The organism is Pseudomonas palleroniana (assembly GCF_022836895.1).
Classification (GTDB): domain Bacteria; phylum Pseudomonadota; class Gammaproteobacteria; order Pseudomonadales; family Pseudomonadaceae; genus Aquipseudomonas; species Aquipseudomonas palleroniana.
Genome location: NZ_CP092411.1, coordinates 1,720,410 through 1,735,122, shown reverse-complemented (window position 1 = coordinate 1,735,122; position 14,713 = coordinate 1,720,410). Strand labels below are relative to the sequence as shown.

Annotated in this window: 13 protein-coding genes; 7 read left to right on the top strand and 6 right to left on the bottom strand. The window is 60.1% G+C overall.

The features are described from left to right. Nucleotides 1-70: 70 nt before the first annotated feature. The 3 genes from MJP36_RS07865 to MJP36_RS07855 all read left to right on the top strand — a co-directional run bounded on the left by MJP36_RS07865 (nucleotide 71) and on the right by MJP36_RS07855 (nucleotide 3,574). On the top strand, nucleotides 71-769 hold the full coding sequence (locus MJP36_RS07865; protein WP_244385147.1) for a response regulator: 699 nt from the start codon (nucleotides 71-73) through the stop codon (nucleotides 767-769). Beyond that, nucleotides 759-2,060: a sensor histidine kinase gene (locus tag MJP36_RS07860; protein ID WP_060754250.1), complete on the top strand. Its 1,302-nt coding sequence runs from the start codon at nucleotides 759-761 to the stop codon at nucleotides 2,058-2,060. The genes MJP36_RS07865 and MJP36_RS07860 overlap by 11 nt, the downstream gene beginning before the upstream one ends. 86 nt (nucleotides 2,061-2,146) lie before the next feature. Beyond that, nucleotides 2,147-3,574 (top strand): family 8 glycosyl hydrolase, encoded by a 1,428-nt coding sequence (locus tag MJP36_RS07855; protein WP_244385146.1) that lies wholly within the window; start codon nucleotides 2,147-2,149, stop codon nucleotides 3,572-3,574. 74 nt (nucleotides 3,575-3,648) lie between these two features. Here MJP36_RS07855 and groL read toward each other — a convergent pair whose 3' ends face one another. The 5 genes from groL to MJP36_RS07830 all read right to left on the bottom strand — a co-directional run bounded on the left by groL (nucleotide 3,649) and on the right by MJP36_RS07830 (nucleotide 8,284). Next, entirely contained in the window at nucleotides 3,649-5,295 is a 1,647-nt protein-coding gene (gene groL / locus MJP36_RS07850; protein ID WP_060754252.1) for a chaperonin GroEL, read from the bottom strand. A 50-nt stretch (nucleotides 5,296-5,345) separates the two neighbouring features. Beyond that, entirely contained in the window at nucleotides 5,346-5,639 is a 294-nt protein-coding gene (locus MJP36_RS07845) for a co-chaperone GroES (RefSeq protein WP_060754253.1), read from the bottom strand. 247 nt (nucleotides 5,640-5,886) lie between these two features. After that, entirely contained in the window at nucleotides 5,887-6,363 is a 477-nt protein-coding gene (locus MJP36_RS07840; RefSeq protein ID WP_060754254.1) for an FxsA family protein, read from the bottom strand. Between the two features lie 66 nt (nucleotides 6,364-6,429). Next, a complete protein-coding gene (locus tag MJP36_RS07835) occupies nucleotides 6,430-7,161 on the bottom strand; it encodes a HugZ family pyridoxamine 5'-phosphate oxidase (RefSeq protein WP_244385145.1) in 732 nt (243 codons plus the stop codon). Nucleotides 7,162-7,276: 115 nt separating this feature from the next. Beyond that, nucleotides 7,277-8,284 carry a DUF481 domain-containing protein gene (locus MJP36_RS07830; protein ID WP_060754256.1) on the bottom strand — a complete coding sequence of 336 codons (1,008 nt, stop codon included), beginning with the start codon at nucleotides 8,282-8,284 and terminating at the stop codon, nucleotides 7,277-7,279. 192 nt (nucleotides 8,285-8,476) lie between these two features. Between MJP36_RS07830 and MJP36_RS07825 the strand changes: the two genes are divergently transcribed. From MJP36_RS07825 to MJP36_RS07810, 4 genes are all read left to right on the top strand, one after another. Then, the gene (locus tag MJP36_RS07825) at nucleotides 8,477-8,791 is read left to right on the top strand and encodes an MGMT family protein (RefSeq protein WP_232965689.1); all 315 of its coding nucleotides are present in this window, start codon (nucleotides 8,477-8,479) and stop codon (nucleotides 8,789-8,791) included. 43 nt (nucleotides 8,792-8,834) lie between these two features. Beyond that, a complete protein-coding gene (locus tag MJP36_RS07820; protein ID WP_060754258.1) occupies nucleotides 8,835-10,367 on the top strand; it encodes an AmpG family muropeptide MFS transporter in 1,533 nt (510 codons plus the stop codon). 200 nt (nucleotides 10,368-10,567) lie between these two features. Then, nucleotides 10,568-12,283: a proline--tRNA ligase gene (locus MJP36_RS07815; RefSeq protein ID WP_244385144.1), complete on the top strand. Its 1,716-nt coding sequence runs from the start codon at nucleotides 10,568-10,570 to the stop codon at nucleotides 12,281-12,283. A gap of 20 nt (nucleotides 12,284-12,303) precedes the next feature. Further along, nucleotides 12,304-13,257: a hypothetical protein gene (locus tag MJP36_RS07810; RefSeq protein ID WP_060754260.1), complete on the top strand. Its 954-nt coding sequence runs from the start codon at nucleotides 12,304-12,306 to the stop codon at nucleotides 13,255-13,257. A 130-nt stretch (nucleotides 13,258-13,387) separates the two neighbouring features. Here MJP36_RS07810 and dinB read toward each other — a convergent pair whose 3' ends face one another. Further along, nucleotides 13,388-14,446 carry a DNA polymerase IV gene (gene dinB / locus MJP36_RS07805; RefSeq protein ID WP_060754261.1) on the bottom strand — a complete coding sequence of 353 codons (1,059 nt, stop codon included), beginning with the start codon at nucleotides 14,444-14,446 and terminating at the stop codon, nucleotides 13,388-13,390. Nucleotides 14,447-14,713: the final 267 nt, after the last annotated feature.

Below are 14,713 nucleotides of genomic sequence, written 5' to 3'. Positions count from 1 at the left end.
GTCCCGCCCTTGCCTCCTCCCAGGCAAGGGCGTAACACTTGCGGCCTTGCTTCGGCGACGGCCCTTTTTCATGTCCGACACCCTCCTGCTGATTGAAGACGACCGCCCACTGGCCGCGTTGACGGCCGAGTTCCTGCGCGCCGAAGGTTTTACCGTTGCGGTGGAGCACCGTGGCGATCATGCAGCCCAGCGCATTCTCGATGAACAGCCGGCGCTGTTGATCCTGGACGTGATGTTGCCGGGTATCGACGGCTTCACTCTGTGCCGACAGATCCGTGATCACTACCCCGGGCTGATCCTGATGATGACGGCATTGGATGAAAACGCCGAACAATTGGCCGGCTTCGATGTGGGTGCGGACGACTATGTGGTCAAGCCCGTCGACCCGCTGCTGTTGCTGGCGCGTATCCGCTCACTGCTGCGCCGCCGTCCGCAAACGCCCCGCGCCACTTACCAATGGGGCAGTTTCCGATTGGACTTGAACAGCCATTTCGCTTGGCTCAAAGAAACCCCTTTGCAGTTTTCGGTGGCCGAGTTCGAATTGCTGGCGATTTTCGCCCGCCATTGCGGCGTGTTGCTGACCCGCGAAAAACTCCTCCAGAGCCTGCGGGGCCTGGAGTACGACGGGGTCAACCGCTCCATCGATATGCGCGTGTCGCGCCTGCGTAAAAAGCTGATGAACCTGGCTTGCCCGGTGACCATCCAGACCATCACGGCCCAAGGCTATCTCTTTGTCGAAATCCCACAGGACGGCCAAGATGCTGTCTAAAGTGCGCCCCTGGATGGCCGTCGTGGCGGGCACCGCTTGGGCGGCCTTGACGTGTTATCTGTTGTGGCTGTGCGCCAACGCTTCGGTGTTCGTCGGTGAGGACAGTTTTTTACGCTTGATGGCCGGGCCGGGCTACCTGGTGGCCGAGCAGCTCAAGGCCTTGCCGGCCGACCAACGCGAATCGCACATGGACACCTTGCGCGCACATTTCCAGTACCCGGTGGCACTGGTCGCGCTGGATGACGTCGAGCTGCCGCCGGAAGCCTTGGTGATGCTGGAGCATCACCAGCCGGCGCTCAATAGCGACGAAGACATCACCTACTTCCCGCTGGACGACGACACCGTGATCCAGTTCGGCCCCATGTGGGGCACGGCTGAGGTCGATGACCTGCTGAAATTTCCGATTTACTGGATAACAGCAGGCGTCGCCGGCCTGCCGGTGTTACTGCTGCTCTGGCTCGGCTTACGCGCACACAGCCGGCGCGCCAGCGAACTGGGCAAGCTCAATGCCTGTCTCGGTACACTGGCGCACACGCCGAATGTGATGTTGCCCGCGATGGGCAAGGAATGGGCGCCGTTGCTGCAGACGCTGCAACAACATGCCCAGGCCATCAGCGCCATGGGCGAACGCCACCGCGAAGTCTCCCAAGCGGTGTCGCATGAACTGCGCACGCCCCTGGCACGCATGCGCTTTGCCCTGACCCTGCTGGGCAAAAGTGAAGACCCGCCCACGCGCACCCGACTTCAGGAGCGCTTGCTCACCGACGTCGAAGAACTGGAAGCCTTGGTGCGGGCCAGCCTGGCTTTCGCACGAATGGCCGGTTCTGCATCAGACCTGCACTACGAGCCCATCCGCATTCGCGAGTGGCTGCATCAGGAATTTGCCTTGCTGGACGGACATCAGCGCCACCTGAGCCTGGAGACCGACCCACCGGAGCTGGAGCTGATCGGCGACCGTGCGCTGCTGCACCTGATCGTGCGTAACCTGCTGAGCAACGCCATCACCTATGCCCGCGACCAGGTGTGTGTCAGCGCGGCCTACCATGGCCAACACCACCTGATACTGCACGTCGACGATGACGGCCCTGGCGTCGTGGCGGAAAACCGTGAAAAAATCTTCGAGCCTTTCGTACGGCTGGCCATGGGCGGTGACGCCCCAGGCGGCTTCGGCCTTGGCCTGGCGCTGGCCAAACGGGCGACGCAGTGGCACCGCGGTGAACTCTCGGTGGCCCGCAGCCCGCGGGGTGGCGCACGCCTGAGCCTGGTCCTGCCGCTGCGCCCACCTCAGTAGCGCAGCGCGTGTTACAGCCTGTGACAGCGAACAGTTCGTATCGCCCGTAACCTCGCCACCTGAATTCCAGGTTGGAGAGCCCGCCCATGCGTCCCCCGAATAAGCACCTGTACCGGCTGATGGGGTCATTGTGCATTGCCGCCAGCTCATTGTTCGTCAGCGATGCCTGGGCTTTTGCCCAAGCGGCGCCTTACCACGCCGGCTCGATCAAGCCGAACCACCTGCCCCAGGCGGTCATGGACCAGCAACTGACCCGGTTCTACACAGAATGGAAGGCGCTTTATCTATCCGCCGAATGCGGCAACGGGCGCTATTTCATCAAGGTCAATGCCGACGGCAAGCCGGTGGGCGGCGGCACCGCCCCGCACACCATTACCGTATCCGAAGCCCACGGCTATGGCATGCTGCTCAGCGTGATGATGGCCGAGCAGGACCCGGACGCGCAGCAGATCTTTGACGGCATGGTGCGCTATTTCAAAGACCACCCAGCCAAATCCGATCCCGGGTTGATGGCCTGGAACCAGGTCGAAGGCTGCGGCAACTCCACTGGCCGGTTCCGCGGCAACGCCAGCGCCACCGACGGTGACCTGGATATCGCCTACGCCCTGCTGCTGGCAGACCAGGCGTGGGGCAGCCAAGGTGCGATTGACTACCGCAGCCAAGCCAACCAAGTGCTGGCGGCGATCATGCACCATGAGGTACACCCGCGAACCCATCATCTGCTGCTCGGCGACTGGGCCGGCACCGATGGCGATTCCGAGCTTGAATACGCCACCCGCAGCTCGGATTTCATGCAGTCGCACCTCAACAGTTTTTTTGCGATGACCGGTGACAGGCGTTGGCTGGCTGTTCGTGACAAAACCTACTCGATCATCCACACCTTCACCGAGCGCTACAGCGCAGGCAGCGCCCTGCTGCCAGACTTCATCAGCCACCTCGACACCTCGATCACACCCGCCCGCGCCGACCTGCTGGAAGGCAAGCACGACGGCGATTACGCGTGGAATGCGGCCCGCTACCCGTGGCGGGTCGGCCTGGATTACCTGATGTACGGCGACGTGCGTGCGCTGGAGGCCCTGACTCCGTTCAACCACTGGGCGCGCACAATCACCGGCGATCAGCCCGCGGCGTTCAACAACGGTTACCGGGTCGATGGCAGCGTATTCGACGAAGACCACGATGACCCGGTGTTTATTTCCGCCTTGGGGGTCAGCGCCATGATCAGCCCCGGCAACCAGCCATGGCTCAATAACATCTGGGACAACCTGCAACACCGTCCACTCAAGGCCCATGACTACTACGCCAATACCCTCAAGTTGCTGGGGATGGTGATCATGTCCGGCCACTGGGAACGGCCCAGGCCTGCGCCCCCTGAAAGAACCGCGCACCTGCCTGTTCATCAGCCGCTCGACCAAGCTCTATCGCAACCCATGGCCCTCATGTCGAGTACCCGACTGACCTTGGCACGGGGGTTCACGTTCAAGAAACTGCTGAGGCGCCGCTCAATAGGCTGAGCGCTGGCGCTGCATAAAAAAACCCCGCCTGCATCACTGCAGACGGGGTTTTTCAGGTGCCGGGTAAGGCTGGCTTACATCATGCCGCCCATGCCACCCATGCCGCCCATGTCTGGCATACCGCCGCCAGCTGCGCCTTCTTTCTTCGGTGCATCAGCGATAGCCGCTTCGGTAGTCAGGATCAGACCACCGATGGAGGATGCGGCTTGCAGTGCGGAACGGGTTACCTTGGTTGGGTCCAGGATGCCCATTTCGATCATGTCGCCGTATTCGCCAGTAGCAGCGTTGTAACCGTAGTTACCTTTGCCGTTCTTGACTTCGTTGACCACAACGCTCGGCTCGTCGCCGGAGTTGGCAGCGATCTGACGCATCGGAGCTTCAACAGCGCGACGCAGAACAGCGATACCGACGTTCTGGTCAGCATTGTCGCCGGTCAGGCCAGTCAGGGCTTCCAGAGCACGGATCAGCGCAACGCCACCGCCAGGTACCACGCCTTCTTCGACGGCTGCGCGGGTTGCGTGCAGGGCGTCTTCAACGCGGGCTTTCTTCTCTTTCATTTCAACTTCGGAACCAGCGCCAACCTTGATCACTGCAACGCCGCCGGACAGCTTGGCCAGACGCTCTTGCAGTTTTTCACGGTCGTAGTCCGAGGAAGTTTCAGCAACCTGGGCACGGATCTGAGCGATACGGGACTCGATGTCGCCGTCAACGCCAGCACCGTCAACGATGATGGTGTTTTCCTTGGAGATGGTCACGCGCTTGGCGCTACCCAGGTTTTCCAGGGTGGCGCTTTCCAGGCTCAGGCCGATCTCTTCGGAGATAACGGTACCGCCGGTCAGGACGGCGATGTCCTGCAGCATGGCCTTGCGACGGTCGCCGAAGCCCGGTGCCTTGACGGCTGCGACTTTGACGATGCCACGCATGTTGTTCACAACCAGCGTCGCCAGGGCTTCGCCTTCAACGTCTTCGGAAATGATCAGCAGTGGGCGGCCGGCTTTGGCAACGGCTTCCAGCACTGGCAGCATTTCGCGGATGTTGGAGATCTTCTTGTCGACCAGCAGGATCAGCGGGCTGTCCAGCTCGGCAACCATGGTGTCCGGCTTGTTGACGAAGTACGGGGACAGGTAGCCACGGTCGAACTGCATGCCTTCTACAACCGACAGTTCGTTTTCCAGGCCGGTGCCTTCTTCAACGGTGATCACGCCTTCTTTACCGACTTTTTCCATGGCTTCGGCAATGATGTCGCCGATGGAGCTGTCGGAGTTGGCGGAGATGGTACCTACCTGAGCGATAGCCTTGGAGTCAGCGCAAGGCTTGGACAGGTTCTTCAGCTCTTTGACGATGGCGATGGTCGCCTTGTCGATACCGCGCTTCAGGTCCATCGGGTTCATGCCGGCAGCGACGGCTTTCAGGCCTTCGTTGACGATCGACTGAGCCAGAACGGTGGCGGTGGTGGTGCCGTCGCCCGCGTCATCGTTGGCACGGGAGGCAACGTCTTTGACCAGCTGCGCGCCCATGTTTTCGAAACGGTCTTCCAGTTCGATTTCTTTGGCGACGGAAACGCCGTCTTTGGTGATGGTCGGAGCGCCGAAGCTCTTCTCGATGATCACGTTACGGCCTTTCGGGCCCAGGGTCGCTTTTACCGCGTCAGCCAGGACGTTGACACCGGTGAGCATTTTCTTGCGGGCGGAATCGCCGAATTTAACTTCTTTAGCAGCCATGATCGATATTCCTTAAATTCTTTGGAGTAACGGAAAAATGAGCGGGGAAATCAGGCTTCCAGTACGGCGAGAATCTCGTTCTCAGCCATTACCAGCAGGTCTTCGCCGTCAACTTTCACAGTGTTGCTACCGGAGTAAGGGCCGAAAACAACCTTGTCACCGACTTTAACGGCCAGCGCACGTACTTCACCGTTTTCCAGAGTCTTGCCTGGGCCCGCAGCGACGATCACACCGTGGTTGGCTTTTTCAGCAGCCGAACCTGGCAGAACGATACCGCCAGCGGTTTTCTTTTCTTCTTCGCTGCGACGGATTACGACGCGGTCGTGCAGAGGACGAAGCTTCATTGTCGATCTCTCCTAATTGTGTTTTTCATCGGCCGGTATCAATTCCGGCGGGTTAAATTCCGGCGGGGCCGGTCGCGGTTCGCAAAGCAAACCGCTGAAGTCTGTCTGGTGTCGCCACCAGAAACCTTGCGGTGACCGTTACATAAGGGCGCCTGGGCTTATTACAAGGGGCCATGAATGAAATTTTTTGTGTCTACGGTCGGGTAAAAGCAACACGGCACCCGAAGGTGCCGTGCCGATAAAGCGCTTATTTGGAGTCGCGGTGTTCGAACTCGCCTTCGATCACGTCACCTTCACGCCCCAGGGGCTGGCGCGGAGCCGGACCGCCACGGGGTTGCAGGTCATCGGCGAAGGCACGCTGGCGAATCGCAGCCTCTTCGGCGCGCTGGCGCATCTTGCCGGCCAGCAGCTTGCGGGTGAACGGCAGCAGCATGACCAGGCCGACCACGTCGCTGACAAAACCTGGCAGGATCAACAGGCCACCGGCCAGGGCCATCATCAAGCCTTCGAGCATGGTCTGGGCCGGCAACTCGCCGCGATTCAGGCTTTCACGGGCACGCAGGGCCGTAGCCAGGCCCGCGACGCGCAGTACCAGCACGCCGAGCATCGAGCCGGCAATAATCAGCAACAACGCCGGGAAAAACCCGATTGCGCTGCTGACTTGAACGAATACGAACAGCTCCAGCACCGGGAACAGCAGAAAGAGCAATAAAAAAGGGCGCATCAAATGGTTCCTCAACGCAAGAATGCCTTGCTAGTCCACCTTAGATGACGTCGCCATTTCGTGAATTCAAGCACCGGCCGCTGCTTTTTTCGGCCAGACCTCGGCGTGAGCCAATGAAACCAAGGCCTCGCGCACTTGTGTCGGAGTATTACAAGACTCGGCAAACGGCAACCAATGCAACGCTTGGCCGATGCGCAAGTGCATGCCTTCACTGTCGATACCGACCAGTTGCGCAGGCTCGGACGTCGGCAAACCGGCCAGGTCGACGTAATGGGCAATCGCCTTGGTGTGATCGCTGTTCATGTGCTCGATCATGCTGCGCTCAGCCTTGCCCGCGAAGGGGTTGGCCAGGGTCAACTGGTCGACCCAGTGAATCGCGCCAAAACCACCGATATAACGGTGGCGTACCGGCTTGAGTACCCAGAAATCAAAATCATGGGCCTTGTGGTAGTTGGCCGATTCGGGGAAGTAGCGGTAATAACGTTCGGCCGCCGCGTCGATCGCCGCCTGATCGTCCAGTTGCTCGGCTTCGGCAAGGTAGGTCAGGCGCCCGACGGCCTGCACATCATCGGCCTCGCGCTCACCCACCAGCAGCGAGCATTTCGGGTCCTTGTGCAGGTTATGGGTGTGCTGGGCGATGCGGCTGATCAGGATCAGCGGGCGGCCCTGCTCGTCCAGGCAATAAGGCACGACCGAACCGAAAGGGAAGCCGGGCATGGCTTTGGACAGTGTGGAGAGAGCCCCACGGTATTCCTTGAGCAACAGCTCTCGGGCGTTCTTGGCAACGTGCGCGCTCAACGTATGACTCCTCGGGTATTCGGTCGCCCATGGCACATGGGAATGGATCTCAACACAAGGTAATCAATATCCGCGCAGGTTGCCAGCGCCGCCCCGGCAGCTTTTGCCGTGTGGGTTACCAGGCCACGCCAAAGCCCGCGGTGTAGCGCGTCTTGCTCAAGCTGCTTTCCGAATCGCCACTGATAATGTCGCGCTCGGCCTTGAGATTGAGCGAAGCCCACTCGGTGACTTTGTAGCGCAGGCCCATTTGCGCATCCACGGAGTATTCGGACGGCCCGGCCAGCGGCTTGCCCAATTCACCGCTGGTGAAGAACTCAACGGTCTTGCCCACCAGGTAGCGGTTGTAGTTCCACTTCATGGCCAGGGAGTAGAAGTTGTCCTTGCCGCCGTCGGCATATTCGTAATCGGTGCGGTTGACCAGGGAGCCGAGGGAGAATGCGCCCAGCTCATCATCCCAGAACTGGTAGCCGGGGCCGGTACCCACGGTGCGTTGCCGCGACAGGTCTTCCACCTTGTCGCGCTTGTAGGTCAGGCGGCCCTGCCAGAACCAATGTTCGGTGATGAAGCGGTCCAGGTCATATTCCAGGGCCCAGTTGTCGGTGGTGGTGACGTCGTCCTGGAACTCGCGGTTGTACTCACCCTTCCCGGTATGACGCCACTGGCCGTGACGGGCGGTGGTCTTGAAGTCAATGTCGTAATCGTTGGTGTCTTTGTCGGCCCGCTTGTAGTCCAGCGCCAGGTCGACATTGCCCTTCCACACCAAGTCCTCGATCACTGGCTTGGGCTTGATGATCTGCTGGATGCTCGCCAGGTCCACGGTCTTGGGCGCTTCACCGTTGGCCAGGACCACCTTTCCATCGTCTGCGGCCTTCAGCGACTTGGCTTTCTCACCGGTATAGGCGTCCTGCTTGACCAGCAACTCCTGGTCGCTCTCCAGGGTTTTCACCTGCTTCCAGTCCACCGGGATCGAGCCGGCGTAGTCTGTCTGGATCAGCAGTTTGCCGCCGTCAAAGACTTTGATCTTGCCGGTCAGCCGGTCGCCGTTCTTCAACCACACGGTGTCGGCGAGCAAAGGGGTGGAGGCACTTAAAACAGCAAGGCACAGCAGGGTTCTGGACAACATAAGCAGATTCGGGGCTCGAGGTTGGCGAAAAAAGGGCGCTATCGTGTTAGATAGCTACGACTGACTCAAGGATTTATATTGAGTTCAATTCTCATCGCCATGTTTACAGACGTTTCTTACAAATACGCGAAGATCTCAACGGATATATCCACAGTGAATCCACCTGCCGATACGCCGCAAAACCCCGCCGAGATGCGCCGTACCGCGCTGTACCTGACGCTGGCGCAAGTCCCGCAAGGTTGTGTCGTGAGTTACGGCGAATTGGCGCGCCTGGCCGGCCTGGGTCGGGCGGCACGCTGGGTGGGGCGCACCCTCAGCCAACTGCCCGAAGACACTCGACTGCCCTGGCATCGCGTGCTGGGCGCCGGTGGTCGGATAAGTCTGCCGGTGGGCAGTGCTTCAGGTGACGAACAACGTGCGCGTTTACGCAGCGAAGGTGTCAGCATCCTGAACAATCGCGTTGATATTCAGCGTCATGGCTGGCGCCCGGTAGAGCACAGCGGTTAGAGTGCGCGCTTTGTTTCCGCAAATCTGAGGCAGATTCCAGCCCATGCCCCGTAAAACCTGGCGCGCCGCGCTCGCCGCCTATGCCAGCCCTTCGACGTTGGTGCTGTTGTTGCTCGGCTTCGCCGCCGGCTTGCCTTACATGTTGGTGTTCTCGACGCTTTCCGTATGGCTGCGCGAGGCCGGTGTGGCCCGCGAGACCATCGGTTATGCGAGCCTGATCGGCTTGGCCTATGCCTTTAAATGGGTCTGGTCACCGCTGCTCGACCAATGGCGCCTGCCGCTCCTCGGAAAACTGGGGCGCCGCCGTTCGTGGCTGGTGCTTGCCCAGTCGCTGGTGATCCTCGGATTGATCGGCATGGGGTTCTGCGACCCGCAAAAACACCTGTCCTGGTTGATCGCCATTGCGGTGATCGTGGCCTTCGCCTCGGCCACCCAGGACATCGCCGTAGATGCCTATCGCCTGGAAATCGCCGACGACAGCCGCCAGGCCGCACTGGCCGCCAGCTACATGTCCGGTTATCGCATTGCGGCGTTGCTGGCCACAGCCGGCGCGCTGTTCTTTGCCGAAGGTTTCGGCTCTACCGGCTTCAACTATAAGCATTCGGCCTGGACCGGCACCTATGTCATGTTCGGCGTGCTGATGATCCCGGCACTCCTGACCACCTTGTTCATGCGCGAACCCGATGTGCCACTGCGTACCCAACTGCAGGCCGGCCGCTACAGCTTCTCGCACCAACTGGTCTCGGTATTCGTCTTGATCGTGCTGCTGGTGTCGGTCCCGGCGATGTTCACCCAGCTGTACAACACCGATTTCGCCAGCGTGCTGTTCCACGGCGTCACCCTGTGGGAGCTGTTGATGGAAGATCGCGCCTTCCTGCGTGCCATCCTCTATATCCTGCTCACCACCCTGTGCCTGTCGACCATGGGCCGCCGCGGCCTGGCGCCGGTGCTGACACCGGTCAACGACTTTATCCTGCGCTACCGTTGGCAGGCGTTGCTGCTGCTCGGGCTGATCGCGACCTATCGCATGTCCGACACCGTAATGGGCGTGATGGCCAACGTGTTCTATATCGACCAGGGCTTTACCAAGGACCAGATTGCCGGGGTCAGCAAGATCTTCGGCCTGATCATGACCCTGCTCGGCGCCGGCATGGGCGGCCTGCTGATCGTGCGCTTCGGTATCTTGCCGATCCTGTTTATCGGCGGCGCGGCCTCGGCCGCGACCAACCTGCTGTTCGTGATGCTGGCCGATATGGGCCCGGACCTGCAGATGCTGATCTTCACCATTTCCCTGGATAACTTCAGCTCGGGCCTGGCCACTTCGGCGTTTGTCGCCTATCTGTCGAGCCTGACCAACCTCAAGTTCTCCGCCACCCAATATGCGCTGCTCAGTTCGATCATGCTGTTGCTGCCGCGCCTGATTGGCGGGTACTCCGGCGTGATGGTGGAGAAGTTCGGTTATCACAACTTCTTTATCATCACCTGCCTGCTGGGCGTACCGACGTTGTTCCTGATTGCGTTGCACTGGTTTCAGGAAAGTCGACGGGCGCGGTTGAGTCCTCCTGTAGAAGACTGACAAGCACTCCGTGGCGAGGGCGCTTGCCCCCGGTGGGGTGCGCAGCGCCCTCAAAAAAAAAGCGGGCGACTGCTGCGCAGTCGAACGGGAGCAAGCTCCCTCACTACAGACAGCCCTTTATTCTGATACCTGTACGGCGGCGGCTCACGCCCGTACAATCCCAAGTCATTTCAAGTCCAAGCAACCGACAACGGCCTACCATGCGTACCAGTCAATATTTGCTCGCCACACAGAAAGAAACGCCTTCCGACGCGGTTGTGATCAGCCATCAGTTGATGCTGCGCGCCGGCATGATCCGCAAACTGGCCTCCGGCCTGTACACCTGGCTGCCCATGGGCTTGAAGGTGATGCGCAAGGTCGAAGCCATCGTTCGTGAAGAAATGAACGCCGCCGGGTCTCTGGAAGTGTTGATGCCGAGCACCCAACCGGCTGAGCTGTGGCAGGAATCCGGGCGCTGGGAAGAGTATGGCCCTGAGTTGCTGCGCTTCAAGGATCGCCATGGTCGCGACTTCTGCGCCGGCCCGACCCACGAAGAAGTGATCACCGACCTGATGCGCAACGAGCTGAGCAGCTACAAGCAGCTGCCGCTGAACCTGTATCAGATCCAGACCAAATTCCGTGACGAAATCCGCCCACGCTTCGGTTTGATGCGCGGCCGCGAATTCATCATGAAGGACGCCTATTCGTTCCACGCCGACCAGGCGTCCCTGCAGGTCACTTACGACTGCATGCACACCGCTTACTGCAACGTGTTCACGCGTCTGGGCCTGAAATTCCGCCCGGTTGAAGCCGACAACGGCTCCATCGGCGGTGCCGGCTCCCATGAGTTCCATGTGCTGGCCGAGTCCGGCGAAGACGATATCGTATTCAGCAACGGTTCGGACTACGCGGCAAACATCGAGAAAGCCGAAGCCGTGCCACGCGAAACCTCGCGCCCGGCACCGACTGAAGAACTGCGCCTGGTGGACACCCCGGACACCAAGACCATCGCGGCCCTGGTGGAAAAATTCAATCTGCCGATTGAAAAGACCATCAAGACCCTGATCGTGCGCGCCGAAGAAGAAGGCAAGCTGATTGCGCTGGTGATCCGTGGCGACCACGAACTCAACGAAATCAAGGCGGCCCAGCAACCTGGCGTCGCCAGCCCACTGGTCATGGCCACCGATGCCGAACTGCGCGACGCGATTGGCGCCGGCGCCGGCTCCCTCGGCCCGCTGAACCTGCCGCTGCCGATCATCATCGACCGCTCGGTCGAGCTGATGAGCGACTTCGGTATTGGCGCGAACATCGACGACAAGCACTACTTTGGCGTGAACTGGGAACGTGACCTGCCGGTTCCGACCGTGGCTGACCTGCGCAACGTTGTTGCCGGCGACCCAAGCCCGGACGGCAAGGGCACCCTGGAAATCAAGCGCGGCATCGAAGTCGGGCACATCTTCCAGCTGGGCAACAAGTACAGCAAGGCGATGAAGTGCGAAGTACTGGGCGAGAACGGTAAGCCGATCACCCTGGAAATGGGCTGCTACGGCATTGGCGTGTCGCGCGTGGTGGCCGCTGCCATCGAGCAGAACAACGACGACAAAGGCATCATCTGGAGTGACGCCCTTGCGCCGTTCCAGATCGCCCTGGTGCCGCTGCGTTATGAAACCGAGCAAGTACGCGAAGCCACCGACAAGCTGTACGCCGAACTGACGGCGGCCGGTTTTGAAGTGCTGCTGGATGACCGGGACAAGAAGACCAGCCCGGGCATCAAGTTCGCCGACATGGAGCTGATTGGCATCCCGCACCGGATCGTGGTCAGTGACCGCGGCCTGGCTGATGGCAATCTGGAATACAAGAGCCGGACCGAAGCCGAAGCCCAACCGTTGCCGGTGGCTGACGTGCTGTCTTTCCTTCAGGCGCGTATTCGTCGCTGAAAACCAGATCAAGAGAAGTCATGTTCAAGCGAAACACCAGAGCCCTGGGGGGCGCCGCCTTGTGCGGCGCCCTGCTGGTCAGCGGCTGTGCCAACCATATGTCACAGCGCAGTGAGCACGAGGAGCGGATCGAGCGCAAGTTGCTCGACCACAGCCTGCAGATCGATGTAGGCGAGCCCAAAGTGCTGGAACTGCCGCAACGCCGGGTTCGGATTCACGAGCAAAAGACCTTTGAGGTCACCGAATTCGAAGTGACCCGCCGTTACGATCGCTATACCCCCTATCAACCCTGGCGCAAGGTCTACGAGATGCCTTTGGGCGCGGTAGCCCTGGTGGCGGGCGCGGGAGCCAACGTGGCGAACATCTTCGCCCTCGGCAACCTGCCCACCAGCATGACCCGTGACTGGCTGAGCTACGGCGTGGACGGCATCAACCCGTTCATGAACGTGCAATCCCATGGCCGTGCGCAACAGAACCTGGCGGGTATCGATGAAGTCCAGCGCGACAAGCGCCTGGAGTATTCGAGCCTGCCTTGGAGCGAACGCCCGGTACAAGTCACCGCCGGCAAGCAAACCCATGAACTGACCACCGACCGCAACGGCGTCTTGCGCCTGAACCTGTTGGACAGTCCGTTTGCCGAGCAAGACCTGAACCGGATCAGCACCCTGAAAATCAGCGTCGAAGATGGCCAGGACGACGTGCACTCAGACTCCACCTTGGCGATCAGCAGCACTCTGCGCAGCAAGTTGCTCGAAGCCCATGGCCTGATTTACGACGACCTTGAAGACGACGAAGTCAACCAGTGGGTGCATCGCGTCAAGCGTCTGTCAGAGCTGGGCCTGGAAGAAGAAGCCAGTGAGCTGGAGCAAAGCCTGATCGAGCTGACCCGCAATGATCCTGAATTGCAGCAGGAATTCCTGCAGGCACTGACCAAGGATGCGGGGCGACTTGTCGCAGATCCTGGGACTCGCTGACATTCCTGGGCCAATGTAGATCCAAATGTGGGAGGGGGCTTGCTCCTGATAGCAGTGTGTCAGCTATGCATAAGCTAACTGATAGACCGCAATCGGGAGCAAGCCCCCTCCCACATGTTGCTCCCGGTGTTTACCAGGAGAACTCTAATTGCTCGTTGCCACCGCTCAAGTCCAGTAAGCGCACACCTATACCGAGCAAGCGCACCGGTTTCCCACCCCGATTGAACGCCTGCGTCAGCAACTGTTGATAACTCTCCAAATCCCGCCCTGCCCCCGCCTGCTCCAAGGTCGTCTGGGTAAAGTCATGAAACTTCACTTTCACGAACGGCTTGCCCGCACGGTAGCTGCTGTCGATGCGCGCCATGCGCCCGGCCAGGGTTTCCATCAGCTCAGGGAGTTTTGCCAGACAACTTGAGAGATCCGGCAGGTCCACATCGTAGGTATTTTCCACACTGATGGACTGCCGTCGGCTGTCGTTGTGTACCACGCGGTCATCGATCCCACGCGCAAGGCTCCAAAGCCGCTCACCAAAACTGCCGAATTCGCGCACCAGCGCCAGCTTGTTCCACTCACGTAGTTGCAGGCAGTCCTCAATGCCCAGGCGCGCCAATTTGTCGGCCGTCACCTTGCCCACACCATGCAACTTGTTCACCCGCAACTGGGAAACAAAGTCTTCGACCTGGTCTGGGGTGATCACAAACAGACCGTTGGGCTTCTTCCAATCGCTGGCGATCTTCGCCAGAAACTTGTTCGGCGCTACGCCGGCCGACACCGTGATGTGCAATTGGTTGGAGACGCGGCGACGAATGTCCTGGGCTATACGTGTGGCGCTGCCGCCAAAATGCTGGCTATCGGAGACGTCCAGGTAGGCTTCGTCCAGCGACAGTGGTTCGATCAGGTCGGTGTAGTCACGAAAGATCGCCTGGATTTCCTTTGACGCTTCCTTATAGGCATCCATACGCGGCTTGACGATGGTCAGGTCGGGGCACAGCTTCAGGGCGTGACGTGACGACATCGCGGAACGCACCCCGTACGCCCGAGCTTCATAGTTACAGGTAGCGATCACGCCCCGGCGATCGGCGGAGCCACCCACGGCCAGGGGCTTTTGCGCCAGGCTCGGGTCGTCACGCATCTCAATGGCGGCGTAGAAGCAATCACAGTCGATGTGGATGATTTTGCGCTGCGTCATATAAACGGGGGTGTGGCCCAACGGGTGGTCAGTATCGCACTCGTCACTGTATATAGCACCAGTAGTTTGAAACTTCCGTTTGAGCGGTAGGAAATCTCCCAAAGGAATTTATTTTCTCAATCGAATCCAGCGCCCCAATAGAGCTGAAAGCCTCGGCCAGACTGGCCCCGCGCCCATCCAGAGCTGACTTTTCAGAGCTAACCGATTGAACCACAAGCGCTTTTTTTAGAATCACGGGTTGACACGGTGACATTCCTCTGTAGAATG